This window comes from Achromobacter sp. JCM 18799, assembly GCF_055395645.1.
Genome location: NZ_AP043866.1, coordinates 7008921 through 7030418, shown reverse-complemented (window position 1 = coordinate 7030418; position 21498 = coordinate 7008921). Strand labels below are relative to the sequence as shown.

General features: G+C 58.3%; 20 protein-coding genes, 2 tRNA genes and 3 rRNA genes. 5 read left to right on the top strand and 20 right to left on the bottom strand.

The window, feature by feature from the left end:
- Positions 1-126: 126 nt before the first annotated feature.
- The 5 genes from rrf to ACZ5YA_RS33360 form a co-directional block, all read right to left on the bottom strand.
- Positions 127-239 (bottom strand): 5S ribosomal RNA (rrf, locus tag ACZ5YA_RS33380).
- A 199-nt stretch (positions 240-438) separates the two neighbouring features.
- A 23S ribosomal RNA gene (locus ACZ5YA_RS33375) occupies positions 439-3321 on the bottom strand.
- A gap of 288 nt (positions 3322-3609) precedes the next feature.
- Positions 3610-3685 (bottom strand) — tRNA-Ala (locus tag ACZ5YA_RS33370).
- Between the two features lie 23 nt (positions 3686-3708).
- Positions 3709-3785: transfer RNA gene (locus ACZ5YA_RS33365), tRNA-Ile, on the bottom strand.
- Positions 3786-3918: 133 nt separating this feature from the next.
- Positions 3919-5449: ribosomal RNA gene (locus ACZ5YA_RS33360) — 16S ribosomal RNA — on the bottom strand.
- Together the 16S, 23S and 5S rRNA genes with 2 tRNA genes alongside form the textbook arrangement of a ribosomal RNA operon.
- A gap of 832 nt (positions 5450-6281) precedes the next feature.
- Between ACZ5YA_RS33360 and rng the strand changes: the two genes are divergently transcribed.
- From rng to ACZ5YA_RS33340, 4 genes are all read left to right on the top strand, one after another.
- On the top strand, positions 6282-7745 hold the full coding sequence (rng, locus tag ACZ5YA_RS33355; RefSeq protein WP_059378637.1) for a ribonuclease G: 1464 nt from the start codon (positions 6282-6284) through the stop codon (positions 7743-7745).
- A 158-nt stretch (positions 7746-7903) separates the two neighbouring features.
- Positions 7904-9217 carry a tyrosine-type recombinase/integrase gene (locus ACZ5YA_RS33350; protein ID WP_464091829.1) on the top strand — a complete coding sequence of 438 codons (1314 nt, stop codon included), beginning with the start codon at positions 7904-7906 and terminating at the stop codon, positions 9215-9217.
- A gap of 42 nt (positions 9218-9259) precedes the next feature.
- Positions 9260-9934: an SOS response-associated peptidase gene (locus ACZ5YA_RS33345; protein WP_464091828.1), complete on the top strand. Its 675-nt coding sequence runs from the start codon at positions 9260-9262 to the stop codon at positions 9932-9934.
- A 38-nt stretch (positions 9935-9972) separates the two neighbouring features.
- Positions 9973-10266 (top strand): hypothetical protein, encoded by a 294-nt coding sequence (locus ACZ5YA_RS33340; RefSeq protein WP_175163409.1) that lies wholly within the window; start codon positions 9973-9975, stop codon positions 10264-10266.
- Here ACZ5YA_RS33340 and ACZ5YA_RS33335 read toward each other — a convergent pair.
- The 5 genes from ACZ5YA_RS33335 to ACZ5YA_RS33315 are packed head-to-tail and all read right to left on the bottom strand — an operon-like array spanning position 10263 to position 11753.
- Positions 10263-10421 carry a hypothetical protein gene (locus ACZ5YA_RS33335; RefSeq protein WP_464091827.1) on the bottom strand — a complete coding sequence of 53 codons (159 nt, stop codon included), beginning with the start codon at positions 10419-10421 and terminating at the stop codon, positions 10263-10265. The genes ACZ5YA_RS33340 and ACZ5YA_RS33335 overlap by 4 nt on opposite strands.
- Positions 10363-10764: a hypothetical protein gene (locus ACZ5YA_RS33330; protein WP_464091826.1), complete on the bottom strand. Its 402-nt coding sequence runs from the start codon at positions 10762-10764 to the stop codon at positions 10363-10365. The genes ACZ5YA_RS33335 and ACZ5YA_RS33330 overlap by 59 nt, the downstream gene beginning before the upstream one ends.
- The gene (locus ACZ5YA_RS33325) at positions 10761-11168 is read right to left on the bottom strand and encodes a M15 family metallopeptidase (RefSeq protein WP_464091825.1); all 408 of its coding nucleotides are present in this window, start codon (positions 11166-11168) and stop codon (positions 10761-10763) included. Before ACZ5YA_RS33325 ends, ACZ5YA_RS33330 begins: the two co-directional genes overlap by 4 nt.
- Positions 11165-11443, bottom strand: a complete 279-nt coding sequence (locus ACZ5YA_RS33320; RefSeq protein ID WP_464091824.1) for a hypothetical protein — start codon at positions 11441-11443, stop codon at positions 11165-11167. Before ACZ5YA_RS33320 ends, ACZ5YA_RS33325 begins: the two co-directional genes overlap by 4 nt.
- Position 11444: 1 nt before the next feature.
- Positions 11445-11753, bottom strand: a complete 309-nt coding sequence (locus tag ACZ5YA_RS33315) for a hypothetical protein (protein WP_464091823.1) — start codon at positions 11751-11753, stop codon at positions 11445-11447.
- Positions 11754-11860: 107 nt separating this feature from the next.
- On the opposite strand from ACZ5YA_RS33315, the gene ACZ5YA_RS33310 reads away from it, so the two are divergent.
- On the top strand, positions 11861-12784 hold the full coding sequence (locus ACZ5YA_RS33310) for an acyltransferase family protein (RefSeq protein WP_464091822.1): 924 nt from the start codon (positions 11861-11863) through the stop codon (positions 12782-12784).
- Positions 12785-12801: 17 nt separating this feature from the next.
- Here ACZ5YA_RS33310 and ACZ5YA_RS33305 read toward each other — a convergent pair whose 3' ends face one another.
- Genes ACZ5YA_RS33305 through ACZ5YA_RS33260 form a run of 10 tightly spaced genes read right to left on the bottom strand, consistent with a single transcriptional unit; the run spans position 12802 to position 21497 of the window.
- Positions 12802-13008: a hypothetical protein gene (locus ACZ5YA_RS33305; protein WP_464091821.1), complete on the bottom strand. Its 207-nt coding sequence runs from the start codon at positions 13006-13008 to the stop codon at positions 12802-12804.
- Positions 13008-13970, bottom strand: coding sequence for a glycine-rich domain-containing protein (locus tag ACZ5YA_RS33300; RefSeq protein WP_464091820.1), 963 nt, complete (start codon positions 13968-13970; stop codon positions 13008-13010). The genes ACZ5YA_RS33305 and ACZ5YA_RS33300 overlap by 1 nt, the downstream gene beginning before the upstream one ends.
- A gap of 11 nt (positions 13971-13981) precedes the next feature.
- Entirely contained in the window at positions 13982-15478 is a 1497-nt protein-coding gene (locus ACZ5YA_RS33295; RefSeq protein ID WP_464091819.1) for a DUF2612 domain-containing protein, read from the bottom strand.
- 1 nt (position 15479) lies between these two features.
- Positions 15480-16661 carry a baseplate J/gp47 family protein gene (locus tag ACZ5YA_RS33290; protein WP_464091818.1) on the bottom strand — a complete coding sequence of 394 codons (1182 nt, stop codon included), beginning with the start codon at positions 16659-16661 and terminating at the stop codon, positions 15480-15482.
- Positions 16658-17011: a contractile injection system sheath initiator gene (locus tag ACZ5YA_RS33285; RefSeq protein ID WP_464091817.1), complete on the bottom strand. Its 354-nt coding sequence runs from the start codon at positions 17009-17011 to the stop codon at positions 16658-16660. The genes ACZ5YA_RS33290 and ACZ5YA_RS33285 overlap by 4 nt, the downstream gene beginning before the upstream one ends.
- An 8-nt stretch (positions 17012-17019) precedes the next feature.
- Complete coding sequence (locus tag ACZ5YA_RS33280) at positions 17020-17763, bottom strand: Gp138 family membrane-puncturing spike protein (protein ID WP_464091816.1); 744 nt, start codon at positions 17761-17763, stop codon at positions 17020-17022.
- A complete protein-coding gene (locus tag ACZ5YA_RS33275) occupies positions 17756-18679 on the bottom strand; it encodes a phage protein (RefSeq protein ID WP_464091815.1) in 924 nt (307 codons plus the stop codon). The genes ACZ5YA_RS33280 and ACZ5YA_RS33275 overlap by 8 nt, the downstream gene beginning before the upstream one ends.
- Before the next feature lie 3 nt (positions 18680-18682).
- The gene (locus tag ACZ5YA_RS33270; RefSeq protein WP_464091814.1) at positions 18683-18988 is read right to left on the bottom strand and encodes a phage baseplate plug family protein; all 306 of its coding nucleotides are present in this window, start codon (positions 18986-18988) and stop codon (positions 18683-18685) included.
- Positions 18985-19557, bottom strand: a complete 573-nt coding sequence (locus ACZ5YA_RS33265; protein WP_464091813.1) for a phage baseplate protein — start codon at positions 19555-19557, stop codon at positions 18985-18987. Before ACZ5YA_RS33265 ends, ACZ5YA_RS33270 begins: the two co-directional genes overlap by 4 nt.
- Positions 19554-21497, bottom strand: a complete 1944-nt coding sequence (locus ACZ5YA_RS33260; protein ID WP_464091812.1) for a hypothetical protein — start codon at positions 21495-21497, stop codon at positions 19554-19556. The genes ACZ5YA_RS33265 and ACZ5YA_RS33260 overlap by 4 nt, the downstream gene beginning before the upstream one ends.
- Position 21498 lies beyond the last annotated feature (1 nt).

The following is a 21498-nucleotide window of genomic DNA, read 5'->3' as shown; positions in this document are numbered from 1 at the left end:
CCTCGCAGGAGCATCCTGCGAGGGCTTTTTCATTGGAGGCTGCGGACCGCACGAGTCTAATCATCGACGCGGCGCCACAAAGACAAAACCCCACAGGGGTTACCTGTGGGGTTCTGCGGAATAAAAGCTTGACGATGACCTACTTTCACAGACGTCCGTCCACTATCATCGGCGCAAAGTCGTTTCACTGTCCTGTTCGGGATGGGAAGGAGTGGGACCAACTCGCTATGGTCGTCAAGCGTAACTGGTTGAGCGGTTGCGGTTGAGGCAACTGCTCCAATCTTGGAAGAAACACAACGCGTGGCGATCAGAGTCGGACTCGATGATCGCGCACGGTGGGGTGTAATTGGTGTTGGCTGGCTGCCGACGGTGCAGCCAGATTTTGTATTGAACGACACTTGGAACGCTATATCACCAGGTCATAACCATCAGTGTTATAGGATCAAGCCTCACGGGCAATTAGTATCGGTTAGCTTAACGCATTACTGCGCTTCCACACCCGACCTATCAACGTCCTGGTCTCGAACGACCCTTCAGGGGGATCAAGTCCCCGGGATACCTTATCTTCAGACGAGTTTCCCGCTTAGATGCCTTCAGCGGTTATCTCTTCCGTACTTAGCTACCCGGCAATGCCATTGGCATGACAACCGGTACACCAGAGGTACGTCCACTCCGGTCCTCTCGTACTAGGAGCAGGCTCCGTCAAGTATCCAACGCCCACGGCAGATAGGGACCAAACTGTCTCACGACGTTTTAAACCCAGCTCACGTACCTCTTTAAATGGCGAACAGCCATACCCTTGGGACCGGCTACAGCCCCAGGATGAGATGAGCCGACATCGAGGTGCCAAACACCGCCGTCGATATGAACTCTTGGGCGGTATCAGCCTGTTATCCCCAGAGTACCTTTTATCCGTTGAGCGATGGCCCTTCCATTCAGAACCACCGGATCACTATGTCCTGCTTTCGCACCTGTTCGACTTGTCAGTCTCACAGTCAAGCACGCTTATGCCATTGCACTATCAGCACGATTTCCGACCGTACCTAGCGTACCTTCGAACTCCTCCGTTACACTTTGGGAGGAGACCGCCCCAGTCAAACTGCCCACCATGCACTGTCCCCGATCCGGATAACGGACCAAGGTTAGAACCGCAAACAAACCAGGGTGGTATTTCAAGGATGGCTCCACGTAATCTAGCGACTACGCTTCAAAGCCTCCCACCTATCCTACACAGGCCGGTTCACAGATCAATGCAAAGCTACAGTAAAGGTTCATGGGGTCTTTCCGTCTAGCCGCGGGTAGATTGCATCATCACAAACACTTCAACTTCGCTGAGTCTCAGGAGGAGACAGTGTGGCCATCGTTACGCCATTCGTGCAGGTCGGAACTTACCCGACAAGGAATTTCGCTACCTTAGGACCGTTATAGTTACGGCCGCCGTTTACCGGGGCTTCGATCAAGAGCTTGCACCCCATCACTTAACCTTCCGGCACCGGGCAGGCGTCACACCCTATACGTCGACTTTCGTCTTTGCAGAGTGCTGTGTTTTTAATAAACAGTCGCAGCCACCGATTCTCTGCGACCCCATCATGCTAAGCGCGCAGGCGCTTCACACTACCGGGGTATACCTTCTCCCGAAGTTACGGTATCAATTTGCCGAGTTCCTTCTCCTGAGTTCTCTCAAGCGCCTTGGAATATTCATCCCGTCCACCTGTGTCGGTTTGCGGTACGGTCTCGTACAGCTGAAGCTTAGAGGCTTTTCTTGGAACCACTTCCAATCACTTCGCAAGCAATGCTCGCTCGTGCCATACCCTTGATTTACGCGCCCGGATTTGCCTAAGCGCCATCTTCGATACAGCAACAGGGACATCCAACACCCTGATGATCTTCCGCGATCCGTCCCCCCATCGCACTGTACGACGGTGCTGGAATATTAACCAGCTTCCCATCAGCTACGCATCTCTGCCTCGCCTTAGGGGCCGACTCACCCTGCGCCGATGAACGTTGCGCAGGAAACCTTGGACTTACGGCGAGGGGGCTTTTCACCCCCTTTATCGCTACTCATGTCAGCATTCGCACTTCTGATACCTCCAGCAGCCTTTACAAGCCACCTTCGCAGGCTTACAGAACGCTCTCCTACCGCGTGCACAAAGTGCACACCCGCAGCTTCGGTTTATCGCTTAGCCCCGTTACATCTTCCGCGCAGGACGACTCGATCAGTGAGCTATTACGCTTTCTTTAAAGGATGGCTGCTTCTAAGCCAACCTCCTGACTGTCTATGCCTTCCCACTTCGTTTCCCACTTAGCGATAATTTGGGACCTTAGCTGGCGGTCTGGGTTGTTTCCCTCTTGAGTCCGGACGTTAGCACCCGGTGCTCTGTCTCCCAAGCTGTACTTGCGGGTATTCGGAGTTTGCCATAGTTTGGTAAGTCGCCATGACCCCCTAGCTATAACAGTGCTCTACCCCCCGCAGTAATACTTGAGGCACTACCTAAATAGTTTTCGGAGAGAACCAGCTATTTCCAGATTTGTTTAGCCTTTCACCCCTATCCACAGCTCATCCCCTAATTTTTCAACATTAGTGGGTTCGGTCCTCCAGCACGTGTTACCGTGCCTTCAACCTGGCCATGGATAGATCATCTGGTTTCGGGTCTACACCCAGCGACTGAATCGCCCTATTCGGACTCGCTTTCGCTACGGCTTCCCTATTCGGTTAACCTTGCCACTGAATGTAAGTCGCTGACCCATTATACAAAAGGTACGCAGTCACCCCACAAGGAGGCTCCTACTGTTTGTATGCATACGGTTTCAGGATCTATTTCACTCCCCTTCCGGGGTTCTTTTCGCCTTTCCCTCACGGTACTGGTTCACTATCGGTCGATCACGAGTATTTAGCCTTGGAGGATGGTCCCCCCATCTTCAAACAGGATTTCACGTGTCCCGCCCTACTTTTCTTACGCTTAGTTCCACACACAAGATTTCGCCTACAGGGCTATCACCTGCTACGGCCGGACTTTCCATTCCGTTCGACTATCTTGCGTGCTAAAACGTAAAGGCTCTTCCGATTTCGCTCGCCACTACTTTCGGAATCTCGGTTGATTTCTTTTCCTCGAGCTACTGAGATGTTTCAGTTCACCCGGTTCGCTTCCACTGGCCTATGTATTCAGCCAGGGATACCGCATTACTGCGGTGGGTTTCCCCATTCGGACATCTACGGATCAAAGCTTGTTTGCCAGCTCCCCGTAGCTTTTCGCAGGCTACTACGTCCTTCATCGCCTGTGATCGCCAAGGCATCCACCATATGCACTTAGTCGCTTGATCCTATAACGCTGTAGGCTATAGGACCTGAGTATTAGCGTTTGTGCCGTTCATAAGTTTCAAAGCAGTCTGAGGTTATTCACCCCAGTCTTGAGAACTTGGAACAAAATTAATGCAATCACAACCCGTACTTATCTTCATCAGCTTGCGCCGAGTACTTGATAAGTACATTTTCGTTGTGCTTCTTCCAGATTGTTAAAGAACGAATATAGCTGTCAGGTAAAACCTAACTCATAAGGCCGTTTCAACGACGCTATGAGTTAGCCTCTACATCACCAGGCATCAAGTACTTGGTGGAGGTGAACGGGATCGAACCGATGACATCCTGCTTGCAAAGCAGGCGCTCTCCCAGCTGAGCTACACCCCCATATCCCGCATGCGCAGAATACTTGGTGGGTCTGGTTGGATTCGAACCAACGACCCCCGCCTTATCAAGACGGTGCTCTAACCGACTGAGCTACAGACCCAAAAACCTTTTCGGATCAGCAGTCAGGAAAGCTGTAGACCCAGGGAAGATTCCCTCGACCCAAGCCTGCAACTGATCCCAGCTATATCAAACAACCGATAAGAGTGGACGCTTAACACGAGCACTAAGCTCTGAAAGGAGGTGATCCAGCCGCACCTTCCGATACGGCTACCTTGTTACGACTTCACCCCAGTCATGAATCCTACCGTGGTAATCGCCCCCCTTGCGGTTAGGCTAACTACTTCTGGTAAAACCCACTCCCATGGTGTGACGGGCGGTGTGTACAAGACCCGGGAACGTATTCACCGCGACATGCTGATCCGCGATTACTAGCGATTCCGACTTCACGCAGTCGAGTTGCAGACTGCGATCCGGACTACGATCGGGTTTCTGGGATTGGCTCCCCCTCGCGGGTTGGCGACCCTCTGTCCCGACCATTGTATGACGTGTGAAGCCCTACCCATAAGGGCCATGAGGACTTGACGTCATCCCCACCTTCCTCCGGTTTGTCACCGGCAGTCTCATTAGAGTGCCCTTTCGTAGCAACTAATGACAAGGGTTGCGCTCGTTGCGGGACTTAACCCAACATCTCACGACACGAGCTGACGACAGCCATGCAGCACCTGTGTTCCGGTTCTCTTGCGAGCACTTCCAAATCTCTTCGGAATTCCAGACATGTCAAGGGTAGGTAAGGTTTTTCGCGTTGCATCGAATTAATCCACATCATCCACCGCTTGTGCGGGTCCCCGTCAATTCCTTTGAGTTTTAATCTTGCGACCGTACTCCCCAGGCGGTCAACTTCACGCGTTAGCTGCGCTACCAAGGCCCGAAGGCCCCAACAGCTAGTTGACATCGTTTAGGGCGTGGACTACCAGGGTATCTAATCCTGTTTGCTCCCCACGCTTTCGTGCATGAGCGTCAGTGTTATCCCAGGAGGCTGCCTTCGCCATCGGTGTTCCTCCGCATATCTACGCATTTCACTGCTACACGCGGAATTCCACCTCCCTCTGACACACTCTAGCCCGGTAGTTAAAAATGCAGTTCCAAAGTTAAGCTCTGGGATTTCACATCTTTCTTTCCGAACCGCCTGCGCACGCTTTACGCCCAGTAATTCCGATTAACGCTTGCACCCTACGTATTACCGCGGCTGCTGGCACGTAGTTAGCCGGTGCTTATTCTGCAGGTACCGTCAGTTTCACGGGGTATTAACCCATGACGTTTCTTTCCTGCCAAAAGTGCTTTACAACCCGAAGGCCTTCATCGCACACGCGGGATGGCTGGATCAGGGTTTCCCCCATTGTCCAAAATTCCCCACTGCTGCCTCCCGTAGGAGTCTGGGCCGTGTCTCAGTCCCAGTGTGGCTGGTCGTCCTCTCAAACCAGCTACGGATCGTCGCCTTGGTGAGCCGTTACCCCACCAACTAGCTAATCCGATATCGGCCGCTCCAATAGTGCAAGGTCTTGCGATCCCCTGCTTTCCCCCGTAGGGCGTATGCGGTATTAGCTACGCTTTCGCGTAGTTATCCCCCGCTACTGGGCACGTTCCGATACATTACTCACCCGTTCGCCACTCGCCACCAGACCGAAGTCCGTGCTGCCGTTCGACTTGCATGTGTAAGGCATCCCGCTAGCGTTCAATCTGAGCCAGGATCAAACTCTTCAGTTTAATCTCTGTATTTGTTTCGTATTTCTTAACCCCCGAAAGGGTCGAGTCATACGTCGCTACTCAAAGGAAGTGAGGTATGTTCTTAAACTTGACATCTAAGGTACTTCACTTCTAGTGAGCACTTGATTTCATTGTGCTTGCGACCGAAGTCACATTGCACTCGCATCAAGCGCCCACACTTATCGGTTGTTTAATTGTTAAAGAGCGGTACTGCTAAATTCTGTACTACTTACCGCCTGCTCACTTCGCTACGCCGCTTTCGCTGGCGCCGCGTTGTTTGCAGCAGAGAAACGAGATTATGAAGAAGTTTTTTTCGCTTGTCAAGTCAGCGTCACATACTGCGTTTCGCTTTCTTGCTTGCGACCTCTTCAGGCCTGCTTCTCTTAGCAGCTATCGAAATATCAGGGTTAACCCTAAGTTTTCGGCAACTGCCAAGCCCAAGACTATAACACGATTTTTGCAGATTGTGCAACTGGCTTTTGCCTAACTTGCTGCAATCCTTGCAATAACCGCGCGGCGTTCATTTCTGACTGCTTTGCGGCAGGCCTGGCTCGAATCTTCTTGCCCGACCTGTTGTGCTTGCTTGGCTTCGCGTTTCAGAACTGCCCGAACTGCGAAGGAGCGAGACTATAGCACAGTTTTTTCGCGTGGCGCAAAACGGCGAACCCGTGGACCTGCACCGCTGCCATCGCCGCCTCTCCCCTATATATAGTGGTGATTCCCGCGGTTGCCCCATATAGATAGTTGTCTCGTCCACCTTGCCCTACGTTTACTATTCGCCTGTACGCCGCACCTTACTGGAGACGAACACGCTATGCCCCCAGCCATCGCCCTGAGCGAAGATATCCTGATCAATGTCACCCCCTTCGAAACCCGCGTTGCGCTGGTGGAACAAGGTTCGGTACAGGAGCTGCACGTGGAACGCAGCATCCAGCGGGGCCATGTCGGTAATATTTATCTGGGGCGGGTGGTCCGCGTACTGCCGGGCATGCAGAGCGCCTTCATCGATATCGGACTGGAGCGTGCCGCTTTCATTCACATTGCCGACCTGCGCGAGAACCGCGGTGAAAGAAGCCAAGGACTGACTCCCACTCCGATCGAAAAGCTGCTATTCGAGGGACAGACCATCATGGTTCAGGTGGTCAAGGATCCCCTGGGCACCAAGGGCGCACGGCTTTCCACCCAGATCAGCATGGCCGGCCGGATGCTGGTTTACCTGCCCCACGATCCGCATATCGGCATTTCACAGAAGATCGACGACGAATCCGAGCGCATCCAGCTGCGCGAACGCCTGCAGGCCTTAATGCCGGCAGAGGAAAAAGGCGGCTTCATCGTCCGCACACAGGCCGAAGGCGCCAACGACGAGGAACTGACTGCCGACCTGGAGTATCTGCGCAAACTGTGGACCAGCGTCCAGGCGGCGGCTCGCACCCAGCCCGCCCCCGCCCTGCTGCACCAGGATCTGACCCTGGCGCAGCGCGTGCTGCGCGACATGGTGGGCCCGAACACCGGCACCATTCTTGTGGATTCCCGCACGACCAGCGCCGCGATGCTGGAATGGGCGCGCATCTATACGCCCTCGGTCGTGGGCCGCATCCAGCACTACAGCGGGGAGCGCCCCCTGTTCGACACCGCCAACGTGGACGATGAGATTGCCCGGGCGCTATCTCGACGGGTGGACCTGAAGTCGGGCGGCTATCTGATCATCGACCAGACCGAGGCGCTGACCACGGTCGACGTCAATACCGGCGGTTTCGTGGGCGGCCGCAATTTCGACGACACCATCTTCAAGACCAACCTGGAAGCGGCCCAGGCCATCGCGCGCCAGCTGCGGCTGCGCAACCTGGGCGGCATCGTCATCCTGGACTTCATCGACATGGAGGAACAGGAACACCGCGAAACGGTGCTGGCCGAACTGAAGAAGGCGCTGTCGCGCGACCGCACCCGCATGACCGTCAACGGCTTTACGCAGCTGGGCCTGGTGGAAATGACGCGCAAGCGCACCCGCGACTCGCTGGCGCATCAGTTGTGCGAGCCCTGCCCCATGTGCGAGGCGCGGGGCAACGTGCGCACGCCGCGCACCGTCTGCTATGAAATCCTGCGCGAAATCCTGCGCGAGGCGCGGCAATTCAATCCCAAGGAATTCCGCATCCTCGCCTCGCAAGAGGTGGTCGACCTGTTCCTCGAAGAAGAAAGCCAGCATCTGGCGATGCTGGGCGACTTCGTGGGCAAGCGCATTTCGCTGGAAGTGGAAGGCGCGTACTCTCAAGAACAGTACGACATAATTCTTGTCTGATGTTCCCGGCTTCTCACTACTTATCAGAATCCCCCGGGAAGCCGCGCCAAACCTCGCGGCTTTCTTTCTGGACTTCTCACAGGCTATCCTCCCATCTCGCACAAAATGGGTAGCTAGGTGGGTAGCTAGACGCTCCAGCTACCCAAATCGAGGGAGTCATGGCGACAAAGCGCGTATTGCAGGGCCTGCTGGCCGACATCCATATAAAGAACTGGATCCGCGCCGGCGAGCCGGTGGCCAAGTCGGACGGCGGGGGGCTGACCTTCACACTGTCGAAATCTGGGACGGCCGCCTGGGTGCTGCGGTACCGCATGCCCGGACGCCGGGCCGAGGCCACGATCGGCAACTACCCCGACATCAGCCTGGCCGAGGCCCGCAAGGAGGCCAGCCGGCTGCGCGCCATGATCGACGCTGGCAAAGACCCGGCCGCCGAGAAAAGGGACGCCAAGCAGAAAGCCAGAGCCGCCAAGAATATAGGGTGGCTGGTGGATGACTATAAGGAGAAGGTCCTCAAGCACCTGTCAGGCTCAACGAATCGGAGCTACAAACGCCAGCTCGTCCGGATAGAGGATGAATGGCGATCTCGGCCTGTGGAAGAAATCACCCACACTGACGTCATCGAGCTGATCAGCAAGACGAAGTCAGGCTACAAAACGCTCAAGTCTGGCTGGCGCGAGACGGAGACCCTCTACATTGTCATCCGGGAGATTTTCAAGCATGCCGCCGGCCAGCGCATCGTGGTGATCAATCCCGGCGTGGGCATCAGCTTGGAGGCAATCATCGGGAAGCGGCCGAAAGCCAAGGCGCGACTCATGCTCACCGATGACGAGATCGCCGAGTTCATGCAGGCCAAGATGAATCGCCAGAATCAGCTGAGCGTGTGGATCATCGCCGCGACCTGCGTGCGCGTGTCCGAGTTCACCAACGCCCAGCGGCAGCACATCAAGACAGACGAACTGACCGTAAAGCGCCTAGGCGCCGGCTTGTGGCACGTGCCGGAATCGAAAACCGGGGCGGCCATGGACATCCCACTGGCGCCGCAGGTGGTGGGGTGGTTCCGCGAGCTGGATAGCCTGGCGCTGGATTCCAGGTACATCGTGCCGGCGCGGTCGGTGGCAAGGCTAAAAAAACACGGCGGGGATGCGCCCATTCAGAAAGACGGGGTGTGGGGTGCCATCAACTACTGGATCCAGAACTACCAGCCCAAGGTCCGGCGCTTCACCCCGCACGATCTGCGCTCCACCGCGAAATCGCACATGCGCGCCCTCGGCGTCGGCCGCGATATCTCCGAGATGTGCCTGAACCACAAGCTCAAAAGCGTGGAGGGCATTTACGACCAGTACAGCTACTGGAAGGAGCGGGCCGAGGCGCTGGCCCTCTGGGCTGACCATTTGGTGAAATGCCAGGGCGTCGACGGCGGCGCGCTCGGCCAGGCGAGGGATGCTCACACGAGGCTGCGCTTCCTCAGGTAGGCGGCCCTATACTGGCCCTTCCCCTTCCTGCTGGAGGTGCGTATGTGCGGCCGTATCGTGCAGAAGTCCGGACCCATGGACTACGTGGAACGGATCTTCCCGAACCAGCATCAGATCTTCACCGACTCGGCCGGGCCACGCTACAACATCCCGCCTGGCACACGGCCACTGGCGATGCACAGGCTGGCCGGTGAATTCGAGCTTGGCCGGCTACCCTGGGGGTGGCGGCCGACCAATTCCAAGTACCTCATGTCGAATGCCCGGCTGGATAAGATCCTGGCCGGGGCGTGGCCCTGGAAGATGCTAACCGCGCGCGGCCGCATCCTGGTGCCAGCGGATGGCTGGTATGAATGGAAGCCGCTGGGCACGGGGCCGAAACCGCCCAAGCAGCCCTACTACATCCACGCTGCGGACAATGCCCCACTGTTCTTCGCCGGCCTGAGCAACTGGCGGCCCGGCGCCGAGCCGGACGAAGCTCACGGCTTTGCCATTGTCACGAATGACGCCGCGGGCGGCATGATCGACGTGCACGACCGCCGGCCGGTGGCATTGCCGCCCGACCTCGCCCTGCAATGGATGGATCCGGACTGCGCAACCGGCGACGCCCTGGCACTGCTTGAGCGTGGACTACCAGAAACCGCCTTCACCTGGCACCCCGTGCGGCAGGAGGTCGGGAATTCCAAGTACCAGATGCCGGACGCAATCGACCCCATTTAAGGCGGAATATACTGGATGCCTGACCAGTGTTTTCCGCCATGCCGTTCAAAGACCCGCTCACCTTCGCCGACCTCCGGGCCATCCGGGAGCGTCAGCCCTGGAATCCCGATGTCCTCACCCTGCTGTGGGAGGTGAAGCGCCTGCGCGCGGCCATATTGCGCCTGCACCAGGTTTCGTTTGAACTGAAGCGGCCGGCCGGCCTGACGGGCGACATCTACGACGATCTGCTGGCGGGCCTGGCCAAGGAGCCCTGCGTGCTGGAGCGCGACCAGATGACAGCCGAGCTGCTGGAATCGCCGCGCAAGCTGCGAAAGGGGATGGCGCCGCGCTAGGGCTTGGTCCAGGCGTCCACCACACTCTGGTGCCGGGCGGCGCACTCCCCATATTGCAGGGCCAGCGCCATATAGCTGCGGGCAAAGTCATCCCAGCTATCGCTGGTCACCTCGGGCACCGGTGGGCACGCCAGCACCAGGTTGGCGGGTAGCATTGGCCAAGCGGCCGGCTTCGTTGATGTGCTGCAGCCGCTCAGCATCAATACGGCAGCCAGCAGGCAGAGGACTCTGGACTTCGACACGGGTGTACCTCTCGATGGTCTTGGGCTTGGCATCGCGTAATGCCACCAGGGCGCCCTCCAGGGTGCCGGAGATCCCGCCCAGGCGCGCGGTCTGGCTCTTGAACTCAGTGAGCTCGGCCAGAGTGTGATCGGCGTTGGCCTTGTCGACCCCGGCCTGGTATTGGCTGGCGCCGTACCAGCGCATGCCGGCAATCGCGACAGCCAGCAGCGCGGCCCCGATCAGGTACGGCGCCGCAGCGCGCAGCAACGGATTCATGCCCGCCCCTTCCAGTCGCGCGGGATCTGGAAGTGCGGGCCGTCGCGCATCTTCCAGTCGCCGCCCCACTCCACTGGCACGCCAAGTTCGGCGGCGCAGGCCTTGACCACCACGGCCAGGTCGGCAAACGCCTGCCAGTTGTTCCATGGGATCGACCCACTCACCAGCGGCGCCAGGTCTACCGCATGGCCGAGCCCGTCCGCTTGAAGCAGGTGAAAGCTGTTCATGGTCTTGCTGGTTCCTCGGGCGACGTACTCGCGCTGCTGCGCAACGGTTCTGACTCCCTCCACCACGGTGAAGTCCGCCGCCGTGCGCTGGATGGCCAGCCTCACAACGGCGACCAGGTCAGGATGCACGCCAACCAGACGCGTCAGGCTGCGCTGCGAAAGCTGAAATTGGCTCATTGCTTTGGGCTCCGAATGTGTTTGACAGTCACTGCAGCGACGTAGAAGGCGGCAGAAGCCGCGAGCGCGGCATCTCCAGCGCTCGCCCAGCCCGCCACGAAGATGCGGCAGGCCGCGCCGGTGGCCGTCAGGCAGACCGCCGACAGGCCGATTCGCTCCAGAGTTGTGTCCTTGATGCCGCGCGCAAAGACGGCCAGAGCTGCGCCGCCGGCCACGATGAGCCAGCAGACGAACGCCAATACCGCCCACAAGGTGAGATAGATGGTGCTGTCCATGTCACGCCCCTTTGCCGCGTACGCGGTCAATGAGTGCTTGCCACAGCGCCGCGATAGGTGCGACCTGCACCGCCTCCCAGGCGCGCGAAACGATGGCCATGCCGAACATGCCGGTCAGGAAACCCGCCAGCCCTTCCGGGATCCCCAGCAGCATCGACAAATACGGCGATGCGTAATAGGCCACCAACGAACCACTGGCCGCCATGCTGAGGCGCGCCGGCCACGACCCTTGCAAATACCGCATGGACACCGCGGCGCCGAGGATGCCGGCGAACTTTGCCGCGAAGGCATCGAAGTCTTGGATGTTCAATCGCGTCCCCTATAGACGAAAAAAACCCGCCGAAGCGGGTTTGGTGTTTAATGCTGTCGAGCCCTGAATCACTGCCGGGCGATCCAAATTCGCGAACTAGACTCAGCATGCAATATAGATACCCAAATTTTGATCTCCTTCGTTTATTGCTGGCCCTGGAGGTCGTGGTTGCGCATGTATGGAACGAGGTTGACCGCAACTTCTCATGGAACCCATGGGTAGTTGCCGTACCCGCATTCCTGGGTATTAGTGGTTTTCTAGTTCTCAAGAGTTTTTCGGAAAGTGGATCTTGGATCACATTCGCGAAAAAGCGACTGCTGCGAATTTTCCCCGCGCTTATCGCATCGTTCATTCTGACGATTTTCTTGATGGGGCCAACCTTCACCGTCAATTCAATCGTGACATGGCTAACCGGCGGCATCGTTGCGTTGCCCGGCGGATCGAACCTTCCTCTTTGGTCTCTTCTCTGGGAGGAAATCGCCTATGCGGCGCTCGCCATCCTGTGGCTTTGTGGTGCCTATAAGCGCCCATTGTGGATATGGGTACTGCTGCTTATATCATTAGGCAACGTTATTTACTGCGCGCAGTTCAGTGCATATGTGCAAACCCTGTCTTTCCTGCCGGCCTCGTTCTTCTGCGGAAATTTAATGTACCTCTACCGGCGTAGGCTCATGCAGGTAAACGCATGGGTGCCCTGGTTCTTCCTGATCTGCGTCTTGCTTTCTCGGCCGCTCATCCGAGAATATTCATTGCTCCCGCCCGCGGTGTTCCAAACATTGGCGATTGTCTGGGTTGGTATCGCGGGAGCCAAGCTAGTTCCGTTCAGGTTTCCTGACTTGAGTTATGGCGCCTATATCTACCATTTCCCCATCATGGCTTTCGTCGTTTATCGACTGGAGAACACATCCCAATTGGGCGCCCCGGCAATGATTGCGGCGATGCTGATCCCTTTTTGCCTGTTTAGCTGGTATGCAATAGAGAAGCCTGCGCTGGCCCTGAAACCAAAAAGCGCAGGCGTTGCCCTTGCATAGGATGGCAAACTTGCGATTCAGACCCAATCGGGCGGTGTGAACGTTTCGCCGTTATAGCTCCACATTTCGCCAGGCATCGGATCTTCGTTCGTGATATTCACTAGGGTTTCCAGGAAGAAATCCGGGAACCGGGCCGTAATAGGAATTTCCGTTCCATCGTCGTAAAGCAGCGGTTTGATAATTTCAACCAATACGCCTTGCTCTACACGCGCGTACGTTTGCATTACGAATACTCCTTTATCAAAACAAGGCCGGATGCTCCAGCGCCACCGTTAAAAGGCCCGGTGCTCGGACCTGCTGCGGCTCCACCGCCGCCCGCGCCCGGGCTTATTGCGTCAGTACCAGTCGTGACAGCAGCGGATGGCGCGCCACCGCCAAAGGAAGAGCCGCCACCACCACCGCTTACTCGATGGAGAAGGGCAAGATTGAAACCGACCCCGCCTGACTTGCCCTTACTGTTGGCAACGTTGCCTAGGGATCCTAAGCCGCCCTGCCCGCCGTAACCAAGGATTGGGAAGCTGGTAGTCGTCAAACCGCGCGCACCACCCGCGCCACCCGTCGCAGTAATAGCCGAGCCAAAAGACGACGTGCCGCCTGCACCGCCTCCACCTGAGCCTGTGCCCGCAGTGCCACCTGCGCCGACCGTGATTGCAATGGACGTTTGAGCGCCGGAAATGATGGATGATGCTTCACCGCCGCCGCCGCCGCCAGAGCCAGAGCTCGCTGCCGTACCCCCATTTGATTCAGTGCCGCCGCCGCCGCCACCGCCGCCGACGACAAGCACTTCCTGCACCTGAGTGCCGGCTAGGGATGTAAACGTCGTCGCTCCCGTAGTGGTAAATGCCCCGCCGTCGATGCTGACTTGCTGGGTCCCTCCGTTGATGCGGTACACCGAAGTGCGGAGAAGACGGCCCGGAGATGCTGCAAGCAAAGCTGTCTCAAGCTGCGCGAGCAACGCCGCCCCGTCACCGTCGTCCAGCACGTCCTGGCCCGTAGTGTCGGCGATGAATTGGGCCAGAACCGACGCCATGACGGACGACTGCCGCCATACCTTGTTGAGCTCGATAGATTTGGCGACACCAGCCTGAAAACCGCTGAGCCGACTTGCCAACGCCAAGTAGCCGGCCTGCGTGAGAACATTGGCCCCAGCGCCGGTTCCAAAAGGGAGAAAGTCATTTGTAGCCACGGAAACTCCTTTCAGCTTGAATAAAGATCACCCCAAGCTCCAACATCAAGGCCTGAAATGTATTGGTTGCTGACGTCGAAGCCGAAGAGCGGCCCATCGACGTCAGACACGATGAAATAGTTGACCCGCACGCCCTCGGGCTTGATCGGGATATAGCCGCCCGTGAGCAACGCCAAGAACACCGCAGACGGTCGATCACCAGCGATGCCAATGTCGATCGACATGTCGCCGTTGTCTTGGATGAATACGTAGGTGCCGGCTGGGTAGATCTGGCCGTCGCCGGTCCAGGTGAGCGCCGCGCCAATGGCCGGCACCTGGCCCATGGTGATCAGGCCGGTGGATGATGCGGCGTAATCGGTGACGGTGGCGCCCGCTCCATCGGTTCGGATATAGCTGGTTGGCTCCGTTCCAACCTCTATTTGCTCGCCCCAGAACTCGACTCCCTCACCGGCGGATATAGAGTCAAAAAACCATGGGATAGGAGGGTGAGCGGCTCCGGTAACTGTCGCCGTCTGCGACAACCACACACGCGTCCAGCCGTTCGGATAGGATTTCGATCCGTATGACTCTGGCAATGAGCTGCCGCCAATTACGGAGACTGCGCCCGTCGACACGTCGAAATAGACAGCTTTATTGAGGCCAAAACCGCTCGAATTCAAAAGCAAGCGAACGCGCTTGCTCGGAGAAGAAGGGTTAGCCTTGAACCAGATAGAGCCGACATATCGAGTACCAGCAACGTAGTTGACCGACGTTGCGGTGCCTGGATAACAACCAGGGGTCGTCCCAGTCCCGGCTGTAGACAAGAAGCCGCTTTCGTTCGACCCATCTGGTGCGATACCAAACCCCGGAGTCAAGGTATAGCTGTTTACTCCATTCCAGCCGGGCAATTTGGCAAAGCTGTAAAAGGCGGAATTAGTACGCGACGTCGGGTACAGCCGCTGGTTGCCCTGCCAGTCGTTCCTGAATATCGCAGCGCTTCCCACCTGAAAGACGGGGCGCCCCTGGTACTTGAGCTGGAACTGCGTCGTTGCTCCATCGCCGGTACCAAACGGCTCCGCGTTTGCGTTCACCGGAACGGGGCTGGTGCCGGCCGAGAAAATGCTGTTCAAAATGGCGGCGGACGATTCCAGTGTGCCGTCCCAGCGGTTCGCCCCGATCTTGGCTCGGATCAGGATCCGATAGGTGTCGTCGTCCAGAGACGTGATGCCAGTGTCCGGATCAAACGGGCCTTGCCATGCCCCCTGATCGAACCCCAGCCCGGCGACGTCGAATGAGAAATAGACACCTTCCAGCGGCGTGCGCACGTTGCGCGAAATCCCCACCCACTCCCCGACGGCGTCCAACTGCACGCCAACTGCGGCATCTAGGTCGTACGCCGGCACCATCTGCCAATAGCTGTCCTGCGCGCCCACGAAGCACTTCGACACAGCTTCCACCATGGCCGAAAATTTCGGCCTCCCCCGGTGGAATGCGGTGATCAGGTCCAGGTATTTTTCGACGTCTGCCATGTCAGGTCACCGTGAGCGTCACATTCGCGGCGGTCATGCTGGCCGCCTCGTTGAACACGAGCGGAACATCAGGAGAACCCGCGCCGCCCGGCCCACTGAGGGCGAGCGCCGCAAGTTTGAACACCGAGCCACCGCCAACGGCGTTCGCTGCGCTGATCGCATCGCCCCACTCGACAGAGCCGCTTGCGCCGCCGCCGATCTCCAGTCCGTTCACATAATCAGCAATCGCCTGTTTGATCGCTTCACCGACCGTCGTTGTGTATCCGGTCAAGGCTTTTATCGTCACCGCGGCGGTGATGGCCGCGTTCGAAGGCCGGAAGAAATTGATCGGATGCGCGATGCCGTAGATGTCGGTGACGATCTCGGTGGTCGTGCCATAAGTGCCTGTGCCCGGTGTCTTTTTCGCCGCGATAGCTGCGGCGATCTGCTGGGCGTCCCCACCGTCCACCACCATAGAAATGCTGTGCGATGGGATGCCGTTAGAGTCCGTAACGTTCGTGTCGTTTTCGTATGCCCGGTATCGAACAACACCATCCACGGCAGCCACGGCGCCGACGGTGCCTTCCAACACAGTGCGCGAGGGTAGCGCGACAGAGACCGCCTGTCGTTGACGCAGGGCACCATCCGCCTCAACCGGCTGGCCCGGCGTTGCGGCCGCTAGGTTGGTGACCGTCTGCCACCCTCGCGTGGGCGTGGCGATCTTCGTAAGCGATCCCGACGGCGCACTGATGGCCCCAATGGCCACGCACGTTGCAGTGACCGTGATCTGTCCAGTCAGCGGAATGGTCACCAATGCGGGCAAGTTCCACCGGTTTTGCAGCTGCTCATCCTGCACCACGCCTTCGGTGATGATGGTCCCCGCTTGGCCAACGATGACCACGTCGCAGGACGAGAACGAAGCGGCGGCACGCGCGATACCGTTGATTTTGACGTTGCTGGAAAGCGCAGCGCCCTGCGCGCTGGAAGGGCTGAACGAGGTGAAAACCTGGATCGCCGCGTTGTTCGTGTCGTTGATCGCCATCGCGATAATCGACAGGAACTGACCGTCTTGGCTGTCCGCTTCCAGATAGACGTCGGCGCCAAAGATAGCTTGATACTGCGCCTTCAGGAAATCCAGAATCTCCTGATATGACGGCGCCGTAATGCCGGTGGCGGAAATGATCGCGGCGGTGCTGGTGATCATAGTGTCGTCGTAATGGTTGTTTGGCCGTAGACCGTGCTTATGGTCACTGCGACGGATAGCTTGCGCGTATCGGCGTCTCGAGTGCTTGAATAGGCGTCGATCTGGGTGACCCCTTGGGTATCCAGAATCCGCGCCTGGATGACACTGTCATAGTTGTCCTGCGTGTACTTGCCCAGCACGTCGATGCGCCAGGGCGTTCCCTCGGTGTTGTCCAGGAACCATTGCCCGGTAAACAACTCAAGACGCGTCAACACAGCCTGACCGACCGCCTCCGGGGAATCCCGGTAAAAATCGGCCTGCTGCTGGCCGAAGGAGTAGTCCCCGTCGGTCGTCAGTTTTCGATATCGCATGGTTGTCCTTAGGCCGGCGGCCCGCCCAGCCCGGTCCCACCGGAATCGGTGTGCTGGTGCGTGCTGTCTATGGCGTGACCGTTCGAAGTGATAGTTCCTATGAACTGCACCGCCCCGGTGATGATGGAAGCGACGCCGCTCGCGATCGAACCAGCCATCCCAGCTGTCCAGCTCAACAGGCCGTTGATCGTTACAGCGGCCGAAAAAGTGGACAACGGCGACACAACATCCAGGCCGCCAGGCGCGACGATACGGATCTTCTGCGTTGTCGGATCCAGTTCGAAGAAGGTCGACCCGTCATCACTGCGCAACTGAGTCGCCGCAGTGCTGACGCCGCTGATCATCCTGGCCTGTGAGAACGGCCCCACTAAGGCGAACCCGTCGGCCATGTCGTGCATGCGCGGCTCCGTAGGTGCCTGCACCTGGCCGGACTGCCACCAAGCGTCAATGGCGCGTGCAGAGAACACCACGATGCACTCGTCACCGGCGGCAATTGGGAAGGTCAACGTGCAGCCGCCTCCCCGTGGGAAGTAGACCGGTACATCTACCAACAGTGGGTATTCCACGGCCGAGACGCTACCGTCCGACGCCTGCTGCACTCCTTGGATTGCCGGCTGAACAGTGACCGTGCCGGCGCCAGCGTCGAAGCCTTGAACAATGCCAGGAAGCGACGTCCACATGCCTGCGCGCATGCCCCGGAAGGCAGTCCGCAGCGCTTCCTCGGGGTTGTCATACCGCTCTCGGCTATCCATTCACAAACCCCAATAGTGCGCCGTTAGGCGGCCCCGGATCGTCGCGCGCGAGGCAGACGATCTCCGAATACCATTCCTGCCCCCTGGTATCCCCTACGTGGTTCACCGCCAGCACGCGGTAGAAACCATCAGCATCGGTCTGGGGAACGAAATTGACTGCCGTATAGTCCACCGAAATCACGGCATCCTGGATCGACGCGTTGTCCAACTGGATCAGGCGCCCGGGTGCAATTGCTGGATTCAACAGGCACCGAACGCTGATTCCCCCGTTCAGGTTCTTCTGCGGCATGCCGACCATCCCTGTCTTGGACGTCAGCACAATAGCCTCGCCATCGACGTAGCCATACAACGGAACGATGTTCAACTTTCCGTCCTGAACATACCAACTGCTGTTCAAGGCCTGCGCCAGCATCTGCAAGTGGTCGCGAACCATCCCGAACATCGGTTTGCCGCGAGGGCCCGCAGTACTTGGAAACTCCGGCGCGAAGCCGGCGCTTATACCGTAGGGCTTCAGCACCTTCAGGATCGCTTCATACATGTCCTGAAACGTCCAGCCCGCCGCCAGCGTCGTGTTAATGACGCCGAAGTTGTAGGCTTTGTCACCGTCCACCGCCGCCAGGTCCAGATAGGTGTTGAGCGTATCCTCGCGCCCGAGCCGCTTTTGAACGATCTCGCCTGTGAAAATCGTGCTCAGGGTGCCCGGGTAGCCTGCTTGCAACTGCACGCGCGTGAATTCATCCCTGACCTTCTGTGCCGTCTGACTGGACAGGTTATTTACCCGAATGCTCGCGCGGTGCGGTGTGCGGATATCCCCACGGATGACCGCGAAGCGCAGACGGAGCTCCGAAATGTCCAAGCCATTGCCGGCGTCATCTGCCAGGATCAGGGATGCCTGGCGCAGCCACTGGTCGGTCATTGGCTACTCCGATAAGAAATACAGCTTTCCCTCTGTTCCGAGATCGGAATAGTCGGGCACTGCCGCGATGTCGCCCTCCACCAGGACGATTAGCCGACCGCCGATATCCAGGTAACGAAACTGCCCCAGCAGGTCAGCGCCAGTCACCAGGGGAATGCCAGACACGAGGGGCACCGAGTTCGCATCAGCGATGTCCAGCACCCAGCCCGTGCCACTGCGCCAAGTCAGTGCTAGGTTGTAGACCACCCTCGCAAGCGTGATGGCGAACCGCTGCGAGTCGGCAGATAGCGGGATTTCGTAAGCAGTCATAGTCCAATCGCAGCGCCGATCGATCCGGCCTTGTACAAAATGCTCTCGTTGACTTCCTTGGGCTGCTTCACGCCGGCATCCACAGGTGGAGCCGTGTCAACGGGATACGCCTGCGCAACCTTGGGAGGCACTTTCACCGTTGTCACCTGCACGATGATTACTTGCCGCAGCTGCGCCTGGACCACCAAAATGTCGTTGGTCTGCTGGTCCGTGGTTACCTGCAGCGACCGGATCAGCATGTTCTTGTAAGCGCGGCGCTTGGTGATCACGTCGAACGGCTGCCGCTGTTCCTGCATTTCCAGCAGTCGCCGGTAGACCTCGTCAACACTCACCAGGCCACCGTCTCGGATGACGTCCAAGATGTCGCGCGATCTGGACCACCCATACCGAATGACCAATTCCGCCGGCATCTTGAAAGAGTGGTCCGAGATCGCCGCACCCTGTTCGACAGGATGGTCGGTAATGGCGACCTCATCACGGTGGACCTCCTCAAGAGACACCTGTGGAATGACCTCCCCCAATGCCCTGTTCGTTCGCAAGAAGATGTCGGAAAGAATGTCGCCTATCACTGCACCGCCCCTCTGAGGTTGCGTACCAAGCGCTCGTTCACAGAGCCTTGTTCCCGCGACACAGCTTGGCCCGCCGCCTGCGGATCAGACACCCCATGGATATGGATGTCCGTCTTTTGGCTGACCTGGGCACCACCGCGTCCTACAAGCTCTGACGATCCGATGGCCTCATTGATCTGGTCGCGGCTGTACGGGTTGTATCCGTTCTCATGCTTGATAATTCCCTGCATGAGCATAGCCAGAGCGGCCGGGTCCGACTTGACGTCGAAGGTCTCGTCGGGGTCAATGCCCATGAACATGGCCAGCTGATTGATGTAGGCACTGGTGTCGTTTTCCGATGACGGGGCGTAGGTGTTGATCACCTTGCGGATCGAATCCAGACCGCGATCACTGTAGAGCCGGAGCTGATTGGCAAGCGCCTGAAGACCTTCGTGTGCTGTCTGCCAAGTCGCAAAGCGCCCGTTATCGCCACCTTCGCGCGTGGCGCCGCGCTGGCCAACAAAGTTCAAATTTCCTGGATTGTTATTCCTGATTCCCCGCGGCTTATCCGGCGAACCTGATCTATTGTTTCGGATCTCCGGTGGCTCAACGGCAGACCCAGGCTTTCTGTTCCCAGTATCTCCAGACCTAAAGAATGGCCCGAACCTGCTGTCTCTCACCTCTTCTGGATCAACTGACAACCCTGTTTCGCGTTGCCGAGCCTTACGATCAGCCCACACCTTTTTTATGCCGTCCCAGTCGCCGCGCATGGCGGCATCAGCCATATCCCCTAGGTCTCTGGCTTCCTGAATAGAGCCGTCGATGTACTTCTTGGCATCGCTAAAGCCCAAGAACTTGGCCAGCTTCTCCAGCGACTCGGAAAGGCGGTTGATCGCAAACACTGCCTTGTCGATCTCGGACGTCCAATTGCCCCAGTCAATCAGGGACTTACCGCCGTTCTTCCATACCTGATAGTCGTCAAAGAGCAGCGCCAGCGCACCAGCAAGGGCCAGGATGCGGCCGATCGGAGACGCGGAAATGACAAGGCTGAGCGCACGCCAGGCGACGGCGATCAGCCCGATGGTTTTGAGCAGATCCTTGGAAGACTGGTCGGCGCTCTGAAACCACTCCACGACAGCGCGGCCGGCATCCCAAAGCCGACGAACAATGGTCAGCAGGATTTCTCCTGCCTTAACCAGTACCTGCACTACCTTGACGATACCGCCGCTGATGTCGTCGAAATTCGAGACGATCCACTGACGAAATCGGCGGATCTCGTCCGACAGGCCACCCGCGAGCTCCGATCCCGCCTTCTTGAACAGGATGTCAGCTGCCGCGCCGAGCGTGCGCAACTCCACCATGAAGCCGTGCGCCGCCTTCGCAGCCCTGTCCGAATCCAGCCCAGCCGCTCGCAGCATATCCCGATACTGGGAGCTGAATTCACCCAGGCCCTGCTGCAGTGCCATCAGGGTGCGCTCGTCGATTCCAAGGAAGTCGGCGTAAGCCTTGGCCCGGTAGTAGGGCATCTCCTTGAGCCGCGTCCCAAGATCGTTCAGGATATCGCCGGTGTCACGCAGCTTGCCGTTGGCTGACTGAGTCTGAACACCCAAACCGTGCAGAAACGAGGCTGCGCCGGGCGACGAGCGCATGAAGCGCCCCAGAGACTCCACCGCCTCGCGCGCGCCAGCGCCGAACTGTCGCGCTGCGAAGTCCAGGGCTTGGATCGTCTCGACGGACGCCTTGTTTCGTTGGGAGACGAAATACAGCTGTTCCAGGCTGTCCGAGATCCTGGCCACGCCGGCGACCACGGCTGTCGCTGCGGCGGTTGTCGCCGCTCCCAGGGCCACGGCTTGCACCGTGGCCGCGCCAATCGTGTCGACAAAGCGCTTCTGGCCCTTCTCGTCGATCTTGAATCCGAGGCCGACCAGGAACTCCTTGATCACATCTGCACTGGCTGCCATA